At 69.9% G+C, this 19,630-nt stretch carries 14 protein-coding genes; 8 read left to right on the top strand and 6 right to left on the bottom strand.

From position 1 onward, the window contains the following. Positions 1-9: 9 nt before the first annotated feature. Positions 10-1,113, bottom strand: a complete 1,104-nt coding sequence (locus AB0F89_RS29990; RefSeq protein ID WP_367128993.1) for a hypothetical protein — start codon at positions 1,111-1,113, stop codon at positions 10-12. Positions 1,114-1,418: 305 nt separating this feature from the next. Between AB0F89_RS29990 and AB0F89_RS29985 the strand changes: the two genes are divergently transcribed. From AB0F89_RS29985 to AB0F89_RS29955, 7 genes are all read left to right on the top strand, one after another. Beyond that, entirely contained in the window at positions 1,419-4,400 is a 2,982-nt protein-coding gene (locus AB0F89_RS29985; protein WP_367128992.1) for a tetratricopeptide repeat protein, read from the top strand. 448 nt (positions 4,401-4,848) lie between these two features. Beyond that, positions 4,849-4,992, top strand: a complete 144-nt coding sequence (locus AB0F89_RS29980; protein WP_367128991.1) for a hypothetical protein — start codon at positions 4,849-4,851, stop codon at positions 4,990-4,992. Positions 4,993-5,151: 159 nt separating this feature from the next. Beyond that, positions 5,152-6,081: an SMP-30/gluconolactonase/LRE family protein gene (locus AB0F89_RS29975; RefSeq protein ID WP_367128990.1), complete on the top strand. Its 930-nt coding sequence runs from the start codon at positions 5,152-5,154 to the stop codon at positions 6,079-6,081. A gap of 212 nt (positions 6,082-6,293) precedes the next feature. After that, entirely contained in the window at positions 6,294-8,714 is a 2,421-nt protein-coding gene (locus AB0F89_RS29970; RefSeq protein ID WP_367128989.1) for a nitrate- and nitrite sensing domain-containing protein, read from the top strand. Positions 8,715-8,758: 44 nt separating this feature from the next. Continuing rightward, on the top strand, positions 8,759-9,196 hold the full coding sequence (locus AB0F89_RS29965; RefSeq protein WP_211363642.1) for a roadblock/LC7 domain-containing protein: 438 nt from the start codon (positions 8,759-8,761) through the stop codon (positions 9,194-9,196). Further along, positions 9,196-9,567 (top strand): DUF742 domain-containing protein, encoded by a 372-nt coding sequence (locus tag AB0F89_RS29960; protein WP_053718070.1) that lies wholly within the window; start codon positions 9,196-9,198, stop codon positions 9,565-9,567. Before AB0F89_RS29965 ends, AB0F89_RS29960 begins: the two co-directional genes overlap by 1 nt. Then, complete coding sequence (locus AB0F89_RS29955; RefSeq protein ID WP_367139048.1) at positions 9,557-10,141, top strand: ATP/GTP-binding protein; 585 nt, start codon at positions 9,557-9,559, stop codon at positions 10,139-10,141. Before AB0F89_RS29960 ends, AB0F89_RS29955 begins: the two co-directional genes overlap by 11 nt. A 61-nt stretch (positions 10,142-10,202) precedes the next feature. Here AB0F89_RS29955 and AB0F89_RS29950 read toward each other — a convergent pair whose 3' ends face one another. From AB0F89_RS29950 to AB0F89_RS29940, 3 genes are all read right to left on the bottom strand, one after another. Then, entirely contained in the window at positions 10,203-11,570 is a 1,368-nt protein-coding gene (locus AB0F89_RS29950) for a tryptophanase (RefSeq protein ID WP_367128988.1), read from the bottom strand. Positions 11,571-11,578: 8 nt separating this feature from the next. Further along, positions 11,579-12,607 (bottom strand): tryptophan dimethylallyltransferase family protein, encoded by a 1,029-nt coding sequence (locus AB0F89_RS29945; RefSeq protein ID WP_367128987.1) that lies wholly within the window; start codon positions 12,605-12,607, stop codon positions 11,579-11,581. A gap of 486 nt (positions 12,608-13,093) precedes the next feature. Next, the gene (locus AB0F89_RS29940) at positions 13,094-13,957 is read right to left on the bottom strand and encodes a 3-hydroxybutyryl-CoA dehydrogenase (RefSeq protein ID WP_367128986.1); all 864 of its coding nucleotides are present in this window, start codon (positions 13,955-13,957) and stop codon (positions 13,094-13,096) included. Positions 13,958-14,394: 437 nt separating this feature from the next. Between AB0F89_RS29940 and AB0F89_RS29935 the strand changes: the two genes are divergently transcribed. Continuing rightward, positions 14,395-17,550 carry an NACHT domain-containing NTPase gene (locus AB0F89_RS29935; RefSeq protein WP_367128985.1) on the top strand — a complete coding sequence of 1,052 codons (3,156 nt, stop codon included), beginning with the start codon at positions 14,395-14,397 and terminating at the stop codon, positions 17,548-17,550. 4 nt (positions 17,551-17,554) lie between these two features. On the opposite strand, the gene AB0F89_RS29930 is transcribed toward AB0F89_RS29935, so the two are convergent. Together AB0F89_RS29930 and eat are read right to left on the bottom strand one after the other, a co-directional pair. Then, positions 17,555-18,016, bottom strand: coding sequence for a CAP domain-containing protein (locus AB0F89_RS29930; RefSeq protein WP_367128984.1), 462 nt, complete (start codon positions 18,014-18,016; stop codon positions 17,555-17,557). A gap of 133 nt (positions 18,017-18,149) precedes the next feature. Continuing rightward, on the bottom strand, positions 18,150-19,565 hold the full coding sequence (gene eat / locus AB0F89_RS29925; RefSeq protein ID WP_367128983.1) for an ethanolamine permease: 1,416 nt from the start codon (positions 19,563-19,565) through the stop codon (positions 18,150-18,152). Between the last annotated feature and the right edge of the window lie 65 nt (positions 19,566-19,630).

The raw sequence follows: 19,630 nt of genomic DNA, 5'->3' as shown, positions 1-19,630 counted from the left end.
GGCTGCCACTCACCCCACCACACGGGGCACCGCCACCGGCGACACGGGCACCGCTCGCGCGGGCTCGGACAGGCCCATCAGGCGGTACATCGTGCGCCGCAGGATCGCGCCGGCCCGTCCGGGGCACGAGCTGATCGCCTCCGCCACGCCGGGCACCGCGGCGGCCTCGTCGAGCGAGGGGCGTCGCGGGTCGATCACCGGCGCGAGCCGGTACACGAGGTCGGCCAGACTGCCCTCGCGCAGCACACCACCGGGCTGCGGCACGACCAGCACCCGCTTGCCCAACGCCGCCGCGTACTGCGTGCACGACCCGTGGTCCCCGACGACCACGTCCGCCGCCACCACCGCGGCACGCCACCCCTCCTCGGGCGGGATCACCAGCAGCCCTTCAGGCAGCCAGGCGCGCACCTGCCGGGCGCCGTGCACGCTCCAGACGTTCGGGTGCAGCACGGCGGCCACCGAGCACCCCGTGGCCAGTAGCTCCCGGTAGAGCCCGATGTGCGCCCCGAACGTGGAGTGCGGCGTCCAGGTCGAGCAGACGGTGACCAACCGCCGGTCCGCCGCGACACCCAGCGCCCGCCGGTAGTGCTCCCGGTACGGCGTGCTCGCGACCATCCGGTCCAGGCAGATGTCACCGGCCACCACGGCGGCCGGCTCGGCGTCGGGGCACGACTCCCGCAGCGCGTCCAGCTCGTCGCGGTGGGAGAGCGCGATCGCCGCGGCGACCACACGGCCGTCCCGGACCAGCTGCTCGCGCGCCAGGCCGTGCGACGGCACCACGCCGTGCCGTCGCGGCTTCGCCCGGGACTTCAGCGCGCCCGCGCCGTGCGGCACGACCAGCACCTCGCCGTGCAGCCGGTCGAGCCCGCGGAAGCTCGCCGCGAGCACCAGGTCGAACCGGTGCCGGATCGCCTGCTCCCACGGCACGACGTGACCGCCGAGCGCGCGCACGAACTCGGCCGTCCCGTGCACCGAGCCCTCCACCGTGAACAGGACCTGCACCCGGTGGTCGGCCTCCAGCAACGGCAACAGGTCCACCAGCCGCGTTCCCGCCACCACGTGCGGCACCACCGCCAACACCGACTTGCACCCGGTCCTGGTCACCCGGCTCATTGCGCCTAAGCCGATCGGCCCATTCGTCCACGCATCTCCAGTCACGTTGCCTCCGATCATGCCGCTCGAACAGTTGGCACGAGAATCGCCGACGACTCTGTCGGAGCACTGCGCTGAGGTCTTCCAGAATCCTCTACCCGCTGTTCAAGGCGGACTTGCGCGGGCGGTTCCGCAATATTGCGGGCTGACCTGTCCGGTACCTGTCGAACCTCTGTCAGGACTCGAATAGCGATCTCGCAACAGTAATTGCCCGTTGGCTGCGCCCTGCGCCAGACTCCGACTGGACGTCAGCGAGGGGTGGCGCTGTGACCTGCTTGTTCTCGATCTTGGGTGAGACGCGGCTGCGCATCGGTTTCCGGTTGGACAAGAGCTGGGCGACGCCGAAGGCACGAGGGATGCTCGGGGTGCTGTTGACCAGTCCAGGCAGCTGGTTCACCACTTCCGAGTTGGTTGAGTGGATGTGGGCCGAAGATGACAAGCTGCCCCGGAACCTGGCGCAGACGTTCTACAACTACTCCGGTCGGATCAGGCATGCCTTGGAATTGATGAATGCCGGCGTGGAATTGGACAATCGAAAAGGGGGCTACCGCCTGACCGCTGTTCGGACGAATGTCGACTACTTCCTGTCGACCCGGCTGCTCGACCGGTCACGGGACGTCCCGGAGCCGCGGGACGCGCTTCGGGTGATCCGTCAGGCGATGGAGTACTGGGCAGGCGACAGCCCACTCGCCGACCTCCCTGGCGAACCGGCGCGGGCGTGGCGTCGCCAGGCCCATGAGAACACCTGGCTGCCGATGCAAAACGCGTTGTGCGTGAAGCTCCTGGCGGACAACGACTTCCGAGGCGTGATCGGGCACATCGACGGCCTTCCGGTCGCCGACTCGGCCTACCTGCCGCTGGTGATGCGCAGGTTGGAAGCCATGCGCGGCCTGTACCTGCGCAGCGAGATGGACGCCTACTACTACGCCATGCGCCGTCGTCTCCAAGACGAGTTCGAAGACGCTGCCGCGGCGACGCTCAAGAAGTTCTACGAGGGCTTGGCCGAGCCGGCACGCGTGGAAACACGGGCGTCCGGCCGAAGTGCCGCCGCGCCGCGGCGGTTGCCCCACGACGTCGAGGGCTTCGTGGGACGCGACGCCCTGCTCGCCAAGATCGACGCGGTGACGGGGTGCGCCAGGGGCGAACCCCGGCCCGGTGTCGTCCTGCTGCACGGTGCGGCGGGTGTCGGCAAGACGGCACTCGCGCTGCACTGGGCACACCGGGTGGCCGACTCGTTTCCCGATGGCGCGCTGCACTGCGACCTGAAGGGGTTCGCGGCGGACAGGGCGCTGGACGCGAGCGTCGTAGTCGATCGCTTTCTCGAAGCACTGGGCATCGACGTGGACCACTTGACCACCACCGAGCGGCGGGCGCGGCTGCTGGAGTCGACCTTGCAGGACCGCCGGGCGCTCGTGGTCTTGGACAACGTGCGCGGGCTACCTCAAGTCGCCCCACTGCTCCCGTTGCTGCGCGACTGCACCGTCCTGGTCACGAGCCGCAACCGGTTGCCGGGTCTGGGCCCGCGCGCATTCCCGGTGGAACCCCTCGGCCCGTCGGAAGCGGCCCGGATGCTCGAAGCGCGGATCGGCGACCGGGCGGTGCGCGACAGATACGCGGTGGAGGACCTGGGCGTCCTGTGCGGTGGTCTGCCGCTGGCCATGGAGATCGTCGCCCACCGCATCGCGGCGAGCCCCGGCGCGGCGCTCGCTGAGTTCGTGGCGCGACTGGGGGACGAGCGCCGGCTGTTGAACCTCGGCAACCACGGCGCCGGTGGGGACATCAGCCTCAAGACGGTGTTCTCGTGGTCTTACCGCATGCTGTCGACACAGGACCGGCGGGCGTTCCGACTGCTCGGCCTGCATCCCGGACCGGACCTGAGCATCGACGCGGTGGCCGCGATCCTCGGCACGACCAAGTCGATCGCGTTGGACTGCCTCGAACTGCTGGCGTCGGCGCACCTCCTCGAACAGCCCGGTTCCCTGTACCGGTACCGCTTCCACGACCTGTTGCGCGACTACGCCGAGGAGTGCGCGCGAGCGGACGAAGCGGAGCAGGAGCGCGATCTCGCCGAACACCGACTCGTCGACTTCTTCCTGCACACCGCGAAGGCGGCGGACTCGGTGGCTTTCCCGTATCGCGGCGGCGTCGCGGTCGGTGATCCGGTAGCGGGCGTCTTGCCACTCGACTTCGACCACGACCGCGGGGCGCAGGACTGGTTCATCGAAGAGCGGGCCAACCTCTGCGCGGTCATCGACCTGGCCTCGCGTCGGGGCATGCACTCCCGCGTGTGCCGGATGGCCCACGTGCTCAGCGACATGTTCCGGAGGTGCGGCTACTACGAAGAGGCCCGAGCCGTCCTCACGCTCGCGGTCGGCTCGGCGCAACTGGAGGACGACGGCGACGCGGAGGCCGCCGCGTACAACGACCTCGGCCTGGTGTACTTCCAGCAGTCCGCGTTCCTCGAAGCGCGCAAGCACTTCCACCGCGCGCACCTGATGGCCAGGTCGATCGGCAGCGGGCACGGCATCGCGGTGTCGCTGCACCTGCTGGCACGCGTCGACGTCGCCGAAGGCAGGATCGACGACGGAGTCGTTCGCTACCAAGAGGTCTTGAGCATCGTCGGCGAAGTGGCCTATGGCGACCTGGAGGCGGGAACCCTGCACCGGTTGGGCGTGGTGGCGATGGACCGGAACAACCGCGTGGACGCCGCGAAGCTGTTCCACCGGGCGCTGGACCTGCGCGAGCGGCTTGGCAACCTGGCCGGTCAGGCGGACACCCTCGGAGAACTGGCCGAGCTCCACCGGCGGCAGGGCGAGCTGCGCACCGCTGAGGACTATGTCAACCGAGCGATCAGCCTGCACATGCGCACCAGGGACCAGGCAGTGGCAGCGCACGCCTGCGAAGTCCTGGCGACGATCCGGCGGGACGGCGGTGACCTGCTCGGCGCGACCTACGGCGCGCGCCGAGCCGTCGAGCTCTACGACCGCGTCGGGAACTCCAGGTCGAAGGCTGAAGCGCTGGTCCTGCTCGGTGAGCTGAGGTGGGCGGCGAAGGCGCGGGCGGCAGCCCTGGAGGGCTGGGCGCAGGCGTTCAAGATCTTCGCCGACGCCGGTGACCCGAGGGCCGCGGCAGTGGCGGCGAGGCTCGACCCGTTCGACGGCGAGCGCACCGTCCCCGCGTCGCGGAGTCCGCATCAGCCGTCGGGGTCGACGGACGGGCACCCTGAAATGGAGCGCGAGGCTCGGTGAAGCGGCCTAGCGCGCGAACGCGCTCGCTCGGGCATTGCCACCAAGACGGACATCCGGTTGGGTAACACCGAGTAGACCGCAATTTTAGGGTCGATGTCGCCTGGGTGTGCGCTTGAGGGATCGGGTGACGAACAATCTGCACGAGTGGGGCACATACCGCTGGTCCGATCACTTTCGGTGACCATCCGGATGGGTGTATCTTGCGACGTTAGGAGTCGTCTCGGTCGGGCTGGCTTGCCGCTGCTGACCAGCGAGGTAGCCCTCCGGCCTCGAGATCACTCGATAGTGGCTGGGTTCGTGCCCGCCTTCGATCATCTGGACTACCTGCGCGATTCCACCCCTATTGGGGAGCCTGAGCAGCGCTCTGCCAGGATTCCCGCACCTCCGGCGTTGGCCGGGGGTCAAGGATGATTAGCGGAAGGCAACGGAATCGATCGTGTTCCTTCGAGTGAAGCGGGTCTTCGTCTCCCTCACCCTTCTGGGGATGGCGGCAAACCCGATCGGGGCCCACTACTGGTCGATCAACGCCGATGAGACCGACTACTGGTCGATCAACGGCGTCGCCAGAGGTCCTGTGAACCGCGGCGCCTGACGCCGTGCCACAGTCCCGGAGTTGCTGCGGCAACTCCGGGACTGTGGGCGCGTGGTCCAAGGTCCTGTCGATCAGCTGTCGGAGCCCAGGCGCGCGCTGACCACTGCGCGACACTCGGAGACGTTTCACGAGCGAGTTCACGAGCGAAGAGGAGTGGTCATGTCTCGCACACTCGGTGCGCTGGCCGCCGTGGTGCTGGGGGTCTCCCTGGTCACCGCCGCGCCCGCCGCCGCAGCGCAAGCGCACCCGTTCCCGACCGACTTCCCCCTGCCCGACGGCTTCCTGCCGGAGGGCATCGCGATCGGCGGGGCGCCGGTCGCCTACTTCGGGTCGCGGGCGGACGGGGACCTGTTCCGGGTCGATCTCCGCACGGGGCGCGGGGAGGTGTTCAGCCAGGGGCCCGGGACGGCTTCGGTCGGGTTGAAGGTCGATCGGCGGAAGAGGTTGTTCGTCGCCGGTGGCGCCGGTGGTGACGGACGGGTGGTCGACGCGCGAAGTGGAGAAATCCTCAAGTCGTACCGGTTCGCCTCGGACTCGGACACTTTCGTCAACGACGTGGTGATCACCGACGGCGCCGCCTACTTCACCGACTCGCGCAAGGCGGTGCTCTATCGCGTCGACTTCGGTCGGCGCGGCGGTTTGTCCGAGTCGCACGTCGGGATTCCGCTGTCCGGCGACTTCGTCCTCACGCCCGGCGTGAACAACGCCAACGGCATCGCGGAGACGCCTGACGGGAAGTCCCTGTTGATCGTCCAGAGCAACACCGGCCAACTGCACCGGGTCGACCCGAGGTCCGGCCGCACGACCCTGGTCGACCTGGGCGGCGAGGTGCTGACCAGCGGAGACGGGTTGCTGGTCGAGGGTCGCACGCTCTACGTCGTGCAGAACCGGTTGAACACCGTGGCGGTGTTCTCGCTGTCCCGGGACGGGTCGAGCGGGACCCTGGTGACAAAGATCACCGATGAGCGGTTCGACGTGCCGACGACGGTCGCCGCGTTCGCCAACCGGCTCTACCTGCCGAACGCCCGGTTCACCACCCCGCCCACGCCCACGACGACGTACGACGCCGTATCGGTCCCGAAGGCGTGAAAGTCGGGGGGCCGATGCCAAGAAGTTCACATCGGCCCCCTGTTCGGGGCATCACTCGACTGGGTAACCTCATCGTCGCGTCGCGCAAGTGATCGCTGCCTCTTCGTAATAATGATCTTCGGGTGTTACCGTTCCATCGCCGATCGGGTGAAGAAGAGTCAGCGGTCCTAGTGCTGCGCCTGACCTGGCAACGGACGAGGCTGCGGAGCGCTGTGAAGCAGAAGAGCACCACGGAGACGAACTACAAGACGATTCGGTCGCGACTCACCGGCGTCGTCGTCGTCCCCAGCATCGTCCTGCTCATCATGTGGGCGCTGTTCTCGTCGTACACCCTGTTCGACGGCTTCTACCTGCGCGCCGTCGCCGTCGGCGTCAAGGACGCCTCGATCCCGGCCGTGCAGACCTTCGCCGCGCTGCAGAAGGAGCGCGAGCTGAGCATGACGGCGCTGAGCCAGCCCGACCGCGGCACCAGCGACCTGGAGGTCCAGCAGGAGGAGACGGACCGGGCGGTCGAGGAGATGCGCACGGCGTTCACCGAGCTGGCCGAGCAGGCGCCGCCGGAGATCGTCGAGAAGATCAACGCGCTGAACGTGCTGCTGGACCAGCTGCCGCAGCGCCGCGCCGCCCTCGAAGCCGACCGGGCGTCCAAGACCGAGATCTACACGTACTACAACAGCCTCCTCGACGCCGGTGACGCGCTGTTCAGCGTGCAGGCCCGCGTGGTGCCCGACCACGAGTCCGTCAAGGGCGCCATCACCGCCACCGAGTACTTCAAGGCGGCCGACTGGATGTCCCGCGCCACGTCGCTCGCGTCGAGCGCCCTGGCCGCCGGGCAGTTCTCGCCCGAGGAGCACATCGAGTTCGCCAACCTGGTCGGCGCCTACCACTCCTCGTACGACTCGATCGCCCCCTACGCCCGGCCCGAGGTGCGCGAGCACTACCAGTTCATGATCGAGGGCGACCAGTGGAAGCGGCTGGTCGAGTTCGAGGGCAGGCTGATCCAGAACGGCCCGAAGCCGTCCAACGCCGGGTCGCTGCAGGAGTGGCAGAACGTCAGCGGCCCGATCTCGGACGAGCTGACGGCGCTGGTCAGCGAGCAGGCGTCGAGCGCGGTGGGCGTCACCATGTCGCGCGGTGAGAGCAAGTTCCGCACCGTGCTGATCGGCAGCCTGGTCGCGCTGCTCGCCGTGATCATCGGCATCCTGATCGCGATCCGCACGTCGAACCGCCTGGTCAACCGCGCCCTGATCACCCGCCTCACGGCGTTGAAGAAGGACTCGCTGACCCTGGCGCACGAGCGGCTGCCCGACATCGTCGACCGGCTCCGCGAGGGCAAGCACGTCGACGTGGAGGTCGAGGTGCCGCCGCTGGACTACGGCAGCGACGAGATCGGCCAGGTGGCCGACGCGTTCAACGCCGCCCAGTACACCGCCGTCGCCGCGGCCGTGAAGGAGAGCCAGGCCCGCGAGGGCGTGAACCGGGTCTTCCTCGACATCGCGCACCGCAACCAGGGGCTGGTGCACCGCCAGCTGAAGATCCTGGACAAGCTGGAGCGCGAGGAGGAGAACCCGGAGCAGCTGGACGCGCTGTTCCAGCTCGACCACCTCGCCACCCGGGCCCGCCGCAACGCGGAGAACCTGATCATCCTCGCCGGCGAGCAGCCGGGCAGGCAGTGGCGCAAGCCCGTCCGCCTGCTCGACGTGCTGCGCGCCGCGGTCGCCGAGACCGAGCAGTACGTCCGGGTCAAGGTCAACCCGGTCCCGGACACCGCGCTGGTCGGCGCGGCCGTCGCGGACACCATCCACCTGATCGCCGAACTCGTGGACAACGCCACCGCGTTCTCCTCGCCGAGGTCCCAGGTGCAGGTGCACGCGAGCGAGGTGCCCCAGGGCATCGTGGTCGAGATCGAGGACCACGGGCTCGGCATCAACCCCGAGGACCGGGAGCAGCACAACGCGATGCTGGCCGACCCGCCGGAGTTCGACGCGATGCGCCTGCGCGGCGAGTCGCGGCTCGGCCTGTTCGTCGTCGCCCGACTGGCCGCCCGCCGCGGTGTCCACGTCGAGCTGCGCGACTCGCCCTACGGCGGCACGCTGGCGATGGTCCTCATCCCGTCCGCGATCGTCGCGGGCCCCACCACGGCCACGGAGCCCGCCGAGACCCGGCAGCTACCGCGCCGCACCTTCCACGACATCCCGGAGCAGGGCGACAACTCAGTGCGAGACGCCAGGTTTCCCGACGGTTCCCGAGACCTCGAGGGGTTCTGGGCGCAGGCCGAGGCCGCGGTCAGCTCCGATCCCCTCCCCGAGGTCGAACGACTGAGCGGCGGGCTGGACCTGTCGCAGCGCAGCGGCGAGCTGGAGCTCCCGCAGCGGAAGCGGGCCACCGCCGAGTGGCCCGCCGATGAGCCGGAGTCGGCCAACGGCGCCGCCGACCGACCCGAACTGCCACGCAGGCGCCGCCAGCAGAACCTGGCGCCCCAGTTGGTGCGCAACGATTTCCACCCTTCGCCCGAACCGCTCCCCGAGGTCGATCCCGAGAAGTCCGCGGAGAAGGTCCGCAAGGGCCTGGCGGCGTTCCAACGGGGCACGCGTGACGCCCGTCGGACACCCGCCGACGACCTCGAACCCTGATCAGCAGCAGTGGCCGGACGACTGGAAACCGGAAGGGCAACCCGATGAACGACATGACCAGCCAGCACAACGAACTGAACTGGTTGTTGGAGGACCTGGTCGGCCGGGTGGTCGGAGCGCGACACGCGGTGGTCCTCTCCGCCGACGGCCTGCTGCTGGGCCGTTCACCAGGGCTCTCGAAGGACGACTCGGACCACCTGTCCGCGATGGCGTCGGCGTTCCAGAGCCTGGCCCGCGGCACCGGCCGGCACTTCGGCGGCGGCGCGGTGCGGCAGACCATCGTCGAGATGGAGCACGCCTACCTCTTCGTCACCGCCGCGGGCCACGGCGCCTGCCTGGCGGTCCTGGGCGAAGAGGACTCCGACATGGGCATGATCGCCTATGAGATGAACATGCTGGTCAAGCGGGTCGGCACGTACCTGTCGTCGGCGCCGCGCGGCACGACCGCGGCGAGCCTGCCCGCCGCTCGAAGGTCCTCCTGATGGCGGGCCGCGAGGACTGGTGGTACGACGAGGCCGCGGGGCCGCTGGTCCGCCCGTACGCGATGGTGCGCGGCCGGACCCGCCCGTTGCGGCCGGAGCTGCACCTGGTGACGCAGGTGCGCGCGATGCCGTCCCCGTCGGACCCGGACGCGCTGTCGGTCGAGCACATGGAGATCATGGAGCTGTGCCGCCGCCCGCTGTCCGTCGCGGAGGTCGCCGCCTACCTCGACGTGCCGCTGGTCGTCGTCAAGGTGCTGTTGAGCGACCTCATCCAACGCGGTGACGTCGTGATCCGAGACCCTTCCCGAGTCCCGCAGGTGCCGGACCGGAACCTGCTACAGGCGGTGTTGGACGGTGTCCGTGGAATCTGAGCGGCCGGGTGGGGAACTCCTCGTACCCACCCCAGTCAAGATCGTCATCGCCGGTGGCTTCGGCACCGGCAAGACGACGATGGTCAACTCGGTCAGCGAGATACCGCCGCTGCACACCGAGGAGCTGCTGACCGAGGCCGGTGTCGGCGTCGACGACGTGCTCGGCCTGGAGTCCAAGGAGACGACCACGGTCGCCCTCGACTTCGGCCGCATCACCATCAACCCGGAGGTGGTGCTGTACCTGTTCGGCACCCCGGGCCAGAACCGCTTCTGGTTCATGTGGGACGAACTGGCCTTCGGCGCGATCGGCGCGGTGATCCTGGTCGACACGCGGCGGCTGGACAGCAGCTTCCCGTCGATCGACTTCTTCGAGCGGCGCGGCATCCCGTTCATCATCGCGGTGAACTGCTTCGAGGGCGCGCACAACTACGGGGTGGACGAGGTCCGGCGCGCGCTGGACGTCGACGCCGCGATCCCGCTGGTGCTGTGCGACGCGCGTGACCGCGAGTCGGCCAAGACGGTGCTGGTGAGCCTGATCCAGCACACGATGGACCGGCTCGACGCGATGGCGTAGGGCTCCCCGCCCGGGGAGCCCTCGCCGGGGGTGGGTGACCGGGTGCGGTCACCCGGCCCGCCTACACCGCCGGTTCGAGCCGGCAGTTGAAGTGCCGCAACAGCTTCGGCGCGTGCGTCAGCCGGTAGCCGGGCACCCGCTCCGGGTCCTTCGCGATCCCGGCCAGCGTCTCGCCGACGTACTCCAGGTGGCTCTGCGTGTAGACCCGCCGCGGGATGGCGAGGCGGACCAGCTCGTACGGCGCGGGCTTGAGCAGCTCGCCCCCGTCGTCCAGCTCGCCGAGGTAGAGCGACCCGAGCTCGGCGCACCGGATGCCGCCCGCCAGGTACAGCTCGGTGGCCAGGGCGAACCCCGGGAACCGGCTCGGCGGCAGGTGCGGCAGCAGCCGCCCGGCGTTGAGGTACACCGCGTGCACGCCGGTGGGCCGCACGCTGTCCACCCCCGCCGCCCGCGCCAGGTCCGCGACGTAGGCGGTGGCGTCGGCCCTGGCGCGCAGGTACTCCGGGTCGGTCACCTCCAGCAGGCCCTGGGCCAGCATCTCCAGGTCGCGGCCCGACAGGCCGCCGTAGGTCCGGAAGCCCTCGGTCGCGATCAGCAGCAGCTCGCACTTGGCGGCCAGCTCGGGGTCGCGGATCGCGAGCAGCCCTCCCATGTGGACGATGGCGTCCTTCTTCAGGCTCGCCACGCACCCGTCGGCCAGGCGGAACGCCTCCTCCGCGACCTGCCGCGGGGTGCGGTCGGCGTAACCGGGCTCCCGCTGCGTGACCAGCCAGGCGTTCTCCGCGAAGCGCGCCGCGTCGAGGAAGAACGGCACGCCGTGCCGCCGGGCGAGCTCACCCGCCGCCTTGAGGTTGGCCATCGACACCGGCTGCCCACCACCACCGTTGTTGGTGATGGTGAGCAGCACGACGGCGACGTCCTCGGGCCCGGACAGGATCGCTTCCAGCGCGTCCAGGTCGATGTCGCCCTTGAACGGCGCGTCGTCGTCCAGGTCCTCGGCCGCCCGGCACGGCAGGTCGACGGCCTTGCCGCCGAGGATTTCGACGTTCGCCCGGGTGGTGTCGAAGTGCGTGTTGCTGACGCTGACCCGACCCGGCCCGATCAACGCGGTGAACAGGATCCGCTCGGCCGCGCGCCCCTGGTGGACGGGGAAGGCGTGCGGGTAGCCGGTCAAGTCCTGGACGACGTCGCGGAACCGGTAGTAGGAGCGCGCACCCGCGTAGGTCTCGTCACCGCGCAGCCCCGCCGCCTGCTGCTCGGCGGACAGGGCGCCGGTGCCCGAGTCGCTGAGCAGGTCGATCGTCACGTCGGTGGCGGCGAGGTTGAACGGGTTGTAGCCGGCGGCGGCCAGCGCCCGCTCGCGGTGCGCGCGCGTGGTGATCGGGATGGGCTCCACGACCTTGATGCGGTACGGCTCCATCGTGGGCATGGTGACTCCTAGCCTGCCAGGCTGATCGAACGGGGTGCGGCCACGGCGTGGGCCTCGGACGACAGGTAGACGGTGACGCCGGGACGCGGCCTGCCCATGCGCAGCGAGACGTGGGCGATCAGGCCGACGCCCTCGTCCAGCGGTCGGTGGGCGACGCTGCGCAGCGCGTTGTCGAACTGCGTCGGGTCCAGGTCGTACTTGGCCATCACCGCGAGCACCCGGCGGCGGGCCTCCTCGTCGTCGGCCACGTAGTCCCGGATGGGCACGTACAGGGAATAGCCGCTGGGCGCCCGGTCGTCGCCGTCCAGGAACGTGTAGCTGGAAATCAGCGGGCGCTTGTCGAACGTCCGGTTGAGGCCGCCGGTGAGCAGGCAGAAATCGGGCACCCTGTCCACATCGACCCCGTGCGCGGCCTTCGCCGCGAGCGTGACGTCCGTTACATCCGCCGCGTGGTGGGAGATGTACACCTTCACCCGGGCCTGCTGTTGTTCGACCAGGTCGAGCGCGAAGAAGGAATACCGGTCCAGGCCGGGCCTCGTCACCGCGTGCGAGCGCAGCACCGGGAAACCGGCGGCGAAACCGGTCCGCTCCAGCGCTTGCCGCACCAACTCCTCGGAGCCGCCCTCGCCGCGCACTTCCGGGTTGAGGTACACCTTCACCGCCGGCGCCTCGTCGGCCCGGAACACCAGCGAATACCAGAAAGCGAAGTCGTGTTCCGGGTCGTCCGGCAGGAACAGGTCGCGCACCGCCTCGAAACGGCGGGTGTCCACGTCGCCGCGGCGGCTCATCCGGTCCAGCGCGGCCAGCGCCGCCGACGTGTTGGCCGCCCGGGACGGCCTGGTAGCGGTGGTTTCGACGATCGTGCGGACGACCGGGGCCTCACCCGCCGCGAACGCCGTGGAGAACTCCACCGGTGTGTGGTCGTCGGCGACGTCGGAAGGCCACAGCGGGGTGGTGGAAACCGGGCGCAGACCACCGGGGCCGAGCGCGTCCGCGAGCAGCCGCACGGAATTCGGGGTGTTTTCCGTGATGCCCACAGAATGCAGGAGGGCACTGAGCTGGCGGCCCGTAAAATCGCGTATGGATACGTTTTGAGGGTCCAAGACGGGGTTCTCCTCGTGGGGGGCGAGTCGAAAGTTACGCTAGGCGAAGCAATCTTGTCCACCAGCCGGCCGTAGCGTGACGTAGGGCACTCTAAAGCCAGTTCACAGGTCCTGTCGATCAGTGCCCACGAGGATGAGGACGGTAATCAGCGCTGCTCCGAACGGCCTATTGACTAGACCTCTGTCATTCTTTCGCACTAATGCCGGAGCGATCTTCGATGACGCATCGTGGCATTTTGTGGCAGCGCTCTCATGAGGTACGGTCGTACGCTTGCCCGCTATTGCCGCGCGGCCATTCGGGGCGGTTCTGCCAATCGCTCGCCGACGGCGCGGCGGTGGCGGGCGCGGGTGCGATGTGATAGCCGCGCGCGAACGGGGCCGCCGATCACCGGGATCGACGGCCCTGCCTGGACGTCCGGCTCAGGACGCGTAGTTGTGGAACCCGCGCCCGCTCTTCTTGCCGAGCAGCCCCGCGTCCACCATGCGCAGCAGCAGCGGCGGCGGCGAGTACAGCGGCTCCTTGAACTCCTCGTACATCGACTCGGCGATCGCCTTGGTGGTGTCCAGGCCGATCAGGTCGGTCAGGCGCAGCGGACCCATCGGGTGCGCGCAGCCGAGCACCATGCCGTTGTCGATGTCGTCGGCGCTGGCGAACCCGGACTCCAGCATCCGGATCGCGGACAGCAGGTAGGGGATCAGCAGGGCGTTGACCACGAACCCGGCCCGGTCCTGCGAGCGGATGACCTCCTTGTGCAGGACCCCGGTCACGAACGCCTCCGCCCTGGCCTTGGTCTTCTCGCCGGTCAGCAGCGACGGCACCAGCTCGACCAGCTTCAGCACCGGCACCGGGTTGAAGAAGTGCACCCCGATGACGTGCTCCGGCCTCCCGGTGGCCATGCCGAGCTTCATGATCGGGATCGAGGAGGTGTTGGACGCGAAGATCGCGTCCTGGTCCACGACGACCTTGTCCAGCGTCGCGAACACCTCGGTCTTGACCTGCTCGTTCTCCGCGACGGCTTCCACGACCAGGTTCCGGTCGGCGAAGTCGGCGAGGTCGGTGGTGAACCGCAGGCGCTCCAGTGCGGCGTCCCGGTCCTCGGCGGACAGCTTGCCGCTGCGCACACCCCGGCCGAGCGAAGAGGCGATCCGCCCCCGCGCGACCTCCGTGGCGTCCGGGCTGACCTCGGCCACCAGCACGTCCAGCCCGGCCCGCGCGCAGACCTCGGCGATGCCGGAGCCCATCAGGCCCGATCCCACCACTCCAACTCGTTGAATGTCACTCACGCCCCGATCCTGCCAGGGGCGTCGCCCGCGAGCACGTCCCGCTGTCGTTTTCCAGCGAACCGGGCGGCGCACCTCATCCCGGGCGCCGGAACCCCGCTCGGCGTGACCCACATGATCATCAACACGGCCGGTGAGGTGACCTCCACCGCCGACGACCCCAACCGATGAGGACACCGGCGCGATCTTCGCCCACGGCCTCGGTCTGCAGCGCTTCGACCTGCCGTGCGGCCGCTCGGCGCGGGGTCACGGCGGCGAGCTGATCGGCTACCTCACCTACACCACCCGGGCCGATGACGGCACGTGGGCGACGCTGTCCTACAGCCCGCGCTGCCCGGTGACGTGCCCGCCGAAGCGGTCATCCGGCTGTTCAGCTCGGTCTACTGCTGGTCCCCGCAAGTCTCGCGCGCGTCGGCGACGGCGGGTGCAAGGCTGTGGGGATGGGCATCGAGGTGGCGCTGATCCCGCTGGGCGCGTCGGTGGTCCGCAGCGCGCTGAAGCTGTGGCTGGGGGACAAGTCGATCACGGCCGCCGTCGGTGGCACCGGCGTCGACCTGCTGGAGAAGCGGCTGACCGGCGCGCTGGACCAGCGCAAGCTGCGGCGGATGGGCGAGCAGTTCACCGACGCCGTCGTCGAGCGGGTGCAGCCGATCGTGGACGCCGAGTACCGCCGATTACCGGAGCACGAACGGCTCGCGGCGATCGAGGCCGTGCGGGAGACGTTCGAGCGGGCCGCGCTGGACGACGACGACCTGTTCGCCGCCGACCTGGACGCCCGCCGCCTCGACCGGCACCTGCGAGACCGCGCGCCCGACGCCACCGACGGGCTGTCCGACGACGGCGTCCAGCTCTACGGCCTGCTGCTGCGCGAGTGCGCCGGGTACGTGATCGAGATCGCCCGCGAGCTGCCGCCGTTCGGGCCGAGCGCGTTGACCGAGATCCTGCGCCGGGAGACCGAGGTCGTCACGGGGATCAGGGACGTGCTGGCCCGGCTGCCGCAGCGGCGCAGCTCGACCGACTTCTCCTACGACTACCGCCAGCTCGTCGCCCGCACGCTCGACCAGGTCGAGATGTTCGGCGCGACGCTGTCGGAGGCCAGCCGCCGCTACCCGCTGTCGGTGGCCTACATCAGCCTGACCGCTGACGGGGCCGCCGCCGACTACTTCACGCCCGGTCAACGGGTCGAGGACCTGCTGGCCTCCGGTGACCGGATCTTCATCCGCGGCGAGGCCGGGCTGGGCAAGACGACCCTGTTGCAGTGGATCGCGGTCCGCAGCGCGCAGCGCGACTTCACCGAGCCGCTGACCCGGTGGAACGGCACGGTCCCGTTCTTCCTCCCGCTGCGCCGCTACGCCGACCGCGAGCTGCCCGCGGCGGAGCAGTTCCTGTCCGAGGTCGGCAGGCACATCGCCGACGAGATGCCGCCCGGCTGGGTGCAGCGGCAACTGCGGAACGGCCAGGGGTTGATCCTGGTCGACGGCGTGGACGAGCTGGCGCCGCACCGCCGTCAGGAGGCCCGGGAGTGGCTGAGGTCGCTGATCCTCGCGTTCCCGGCGGCGCGGGTGGTCGTGACGTCGCGGCCGAGCGCCGTCGACCCGGACTGGCTGGCGGGCGACGGGTTCGCCGTTGCGTCCCTGCAGCCCATGACGGCGAGCGACGTGCGGGAGTTCGTGGAGCGGTGGCACGACGCCATGCGGTCGCAACTGGCCGACGACCTGGCGCGGGACGAGCTGGCGGGATACCGGGCGCGGTTGCTGGAGCAGTTCGGAGGTCGGCACCACCTGCGCAAGCTCGCGGGCTACCCGCTGCTGTGCGCGCTGTTGTGCGCGTTGCACCGGGACCGGCGTGGGCACCTGCCGGACAGCCGGATGGAGCTGTACGACACCGCCTTGCAGATGCTGCTGGAACGACGTGACGCCGAACGGCGCATCGAGCCGCTGCCGGGGTTGTCCCGAACCCGCAAGATCCTCCTGCTGGGTGACCTGGCGTACTGGTTCATCCGGAACGACCTGACCGACGCGCCGGTGGCTCGCGCGATCGGGCAGATCGAGCGCCGGTTGACGTCGATGCCGGAGGTGACGGCCTCCGCCGAGGAGGTCTACCGGCACCTGCTGGAGCGCAGCGGGTTGCTGCGCGAGCCGGTCGAGGGACGGGTCGACTTCGTGCACCGGACGTTCCAGGAGTACCTGGCGGCCGGGGCCGCGATCGACGCGGACGACATCGGCACGCTCGTGGCCCACGCCCACCTCGACCAGTGGCACGAGGTCGTCGTGATGGCCACCGGGCACGCGTCCCGATCACGTCGGGACGAACTGCTCGACCGCGTCCTGGACCGCGGTGACGAGTTCGAGGCGCACCGGGTCACCCTGCACCTGCTCGCCTTGGCGTGCCTGGGGACCGCACCCGAACTGGCGCCGGGGATCCGCGATCGGATCCAGGCTCGCGTCGCCCGCTTGTTGCCCCCGCGCTCGTTGGCGGCGGCATCGGCCTTCGCCTCGGCGGGCGCGTTCGTGCTCGACCTGCTCGCCGCCTCCGACCCCCGCACCGAGATCGAAGTGGCCGCCACCGTCCGAGCCGCTGCGGCGATGGGCCTGGACGACGCGTTGCCGCTGCTGGCCGGGTACGGGCGGGACACCAGGGAGTTGGTGCAGCAGGAGTTGGTGGTCGCGTGGAGCAAGTTCGACGCGGACGCCTACGCCGCCGCCGTGCTCGCCGACCTGCCTGTCGAGGTGGTCAACCTCATCGACCCGAACCAGGCGCGCGGGTTGCGCCACCTGAAGCACGTGCGCGACATCATGTGCATCGCGCCACCCGGACCGCTGGACTTCGTCCCACCGCAGGTCGAACAGCTCGACCTGACCCTGGAGCGCGCCTCCGACCTGGACACCCTCGACACGCCCCGGTTGTTGAGCCTGACGGTCGTGGCGGGACGGGTGGACGTCTCGCCGCTGGCGCGGTTCACCGAACTGCGCCGAGTGAGCGTCCTCGGCGAGGTGACGGGTCTCCCCGGCCTGCGGCGATCCCCGAGCCTCGCGGAGCTGCACCTGTTCAGCGGGTGCGACGTGCGGGACTTCGAGGTGCTGAGTCCTGGTTGGGGGTTGCGGGCGTTGGCGGTGAGCCGCGTCCGGCGGCTCACCGACCTCCGCTCGCTGTCCTTCCTGGCCAACCCACGGGAACTGCACCTCTGGGAGTGCCAGGAGTTGTCTGACCTCTCCGCGGTCGAGGACTGGGCCGGCTCGGTGAAGCGGCTGACGCTGTCGGACTGCGGTGCGCTGGACATCGGTCCGGTGGCCGCCCTGGAACAGGTGGTCGAGCTCAACTTCGAGCGCACGGACGTCCACGACCTCCAGCCGCTGTCCGGGCTGTCGCGCTTGGTGTCGTTGACCCTCAAGCCGGTGCGGGGCGAGTGGTTCCTGGAGCCGATCGCCGACCTGCCCAACCTCAGGCAGCTCCGCTTGGTCGAGGGTGGGACGGTGGACCTGGGGGCTCTCGCGGGCCGTCGGGACTTGGAGGTGACGGTGGTCGGCGAGCTGCCCCGCGTGATCGGCGCCGACCTGCTCGGCGAGGGCAGCGTGGTCGAGGTGGTCGAGCGGTGAGCGGTCAGCCCGTGACGCCGAACTCCTGCGTCCAGTACCCCTTGTTGTGGCCGTCCGCCGAGTACGCCACGCCGAGGTCCCGCAGCTCGCAGTTGACGATGTTGGCCCGGTGGCCCTCGCTCTCCATCCACGCCCGCACGACCTCGTCGGCGGAGGTTTGGCCGGCGGCGATGTTCTCCGCCGTCACCCGCCACGGGTAACCCGCATCGGTGACGCGTTGTGCCGCTGTGCTGCCGTCCGTTCCGGTGTGGCTGAAGTTGCCGGTGCGCGCCATGTCGTCGCTGTGCCGCTTGGCGGCGGCGGCGAGTTGGGCGTTCGGAGCCAGCTCCGGGCAACCGGCCGCCGCGCGTTCCCCGTTTGTCAGAGCCAAAACCTGGTCTTCGAACGTCGGCACGGCGAGCGCCGGGGTGGCGGTGAAGACAAGTGCCGCGATGGCCGCGCCTGCGGTGAAAGCCCTGCGCTTCATGACTGTTCTCCTCCTCGTCGTCGGGCCCCTGTTGTCAAGGGGTTCCCGCTCTCGGGAGGACTTGCGTGCCACGATAGGTGGAATTGCGGTCACGTCGGGTGGCGATGATCGGCCGCCACCCGACGTGCCGGGGTCAGTCCTTCAGCTCCCCCTCGGCCTGCGCGATGGCGGCGAACTCCTCCTCCGGCGCGGTCGCCACCAGGTGGTGCCTGCTGTAGAACCAGAAGTACGCCAGCGCCACCACGACGATGGCCGCGGTGATCCCGGCGGCCAGCTCGTCCACGAAGAACGTCGCCACGACCGCCGCCACCGCGAGCACCAGGGCCACACCGGTGGTGACGACGCCGCCGGGCGTCCGGTATGGACGTTCCAGACCGGGTTCGCGCACGCGCAGCACGATGTGCGACACCATCATCAGCACGTACGACAGCGCCGCGCCGAACACCGCGACGTTGATCAGCGTCGCGCCGCTCTTCATGATCGCCGCCAGGGCGAAGCCGATCGTCCCCGGCACGATCAGCGCCAGGTACGGCGTCTTGCGCCTGCCGGTCTTGGACAGCCAGCGCGGCAGGTAACCCGCGCGCGACAGCGCGAACAGCTGCCGCGAGTACGCGAAGATGATCGAGAAGAACGACGCCACGAGCCCGGCCAGGCCCACGTAGTTCACGACCTGCGCGAGCGCGTTGTCACCGCCGTACGCCGCGCGGACCGCCTCGGGCAGCGGGTTGCCCGACGACATCAACGCCTGCGAGCCCGCACCGCCCGGCGCGAGCACCAGGATCGCCGCCGCGAACACCAGCAGCGCCACCACCGCGCCGATGATGCCGCGCGGCATGTCCCGCTTGGGGTCGCGCGCCTCCTCGGCCGCCAGCGGCACGCCCTCGACGGCCAGGAAGAACCAGATCCCGTAGACCAGCGCGCCGAGCGCCCCGGTGACCCCGAACGGCAGGAAGCTGCCGTCGCCGATGTCGAACAGCTTGGCCGAGTCGAACTTCGGCGCCATGCCGACCACGAACGCGATCAGCGCGACGACCGCGATCCCGGTGATCACGAACATCAGCCGCAGCGCCTCGCCGACGCCGTACAGGTGCACGCCGACGAAGATCGCGTAGCAGACCAGGTAGACCGGCCACGAGCTGGTGAGCCCGAACAGCCCGAGCGCCTGCACGTAGTCGCCGATGAACACGACGATCGCGGCCGGCGCGATGGCGTACTCGACCAGGATGGCGATGCCCGTCGCGAACCCGCCCAGCGGCCCGAGCGCCCGCCGCGCGAAGCCGTAGCCGGCGCCCGCCACCGGCAGCGCGGCGGCCAGCTCCGCCAGGCCGAACACCATGCACGTGTACATGGCGCCCATCAGCACCGTCGCGACCAGCAGGCCGCCCCAACCGCCCTGGGCGAGCCCGAAGTTCCACCCGGCGAAGTCGCCGGAGATGACGTAGGAGACCCCCAGCCCCGCCAGCAGCACCCAGCCCGCGGCGCCGCGCTTGAGCTGCCGGTGCTCCAGGTACTCGCTGCCCACCTTCTCGTACTCGACGTGCTTGGCCATCTGCGCTCCCTAATGGGTCAGACGCGCTCCTTTGGCAGAGGTTCGAGGGTGGCGCGGCCCACTCG

Origin of the sequence: Saccharothrix sp. HUAS TT1 (assembly GCF_040744945.1) — a bacterium.
Lineage (GTDB): Bacteria > Actinomycetota > Actinomycetes > Mycobacteriales > Pseudonocardiaceae > Actinosynnema.
Note: the sequence above shows the minus strand (reverse complement) of the source record. Positions and strands in the feature narration are given on the sequence as shown.

Coding starts and splice junctions, on each gene's coding strand:
- AB0F89_RS29990 (WP_367128993.1), bottom strand. CDS start 1,113: ATGAGCCGGGTGACCAGGACCGGGTGCAAGTCGGTGTTGGCGGTGGTG.
- AB0F89_RS29975 (WP_367128990.1), top strand. CDS start 5,152: ATGTCTCGCACACTCGGTGCGCTGGCCGCCGTGGTGCTGGGGGTCTCC.
- AB0F89_RS29965 (WP_211363642.1), top strand. CDS start 8,759: ATGAACGACATGACCAGCCAGCACAACGAACTGAACTGGTTGTTGGAG.
- AB0F89_RS29960 (WP_053718070.1), top strand. CDS start 9,196: ATGGCGGGCCGCGAGGACTGGTGGTACGACGAGGCCGCGGGGCCGCTG.
- AB0F89_RS29950 (WP_367128988.1), bottom strand. CDS start 11,570: ATGCCCACGATGGAGCCGTACCGCATCAAGGTCGTGGAGCCCATCCCG.
- AB0F89_RS29935 (WP_367128985.1), top strand. CDS start 14,395: ATGGGCATCGAGGTGGCGCTGATCCCGCTGGGCGCGTCGGTGGTCCGC.
- AB0F89_RS29930 (WP_367128984.1), bottom strand. CDS start 18,016: ATGAAGCGCAGGGCTTTCACCGCAGGCGCGGCCATCGCGGCACTTGTC.
- eat (WP_367128983.1), bottom strand. CDS start 19,565: ATGGCCAAGCACGTCGAGTACGAGAAGGTGGGCAGCGAGTACCTGGAG.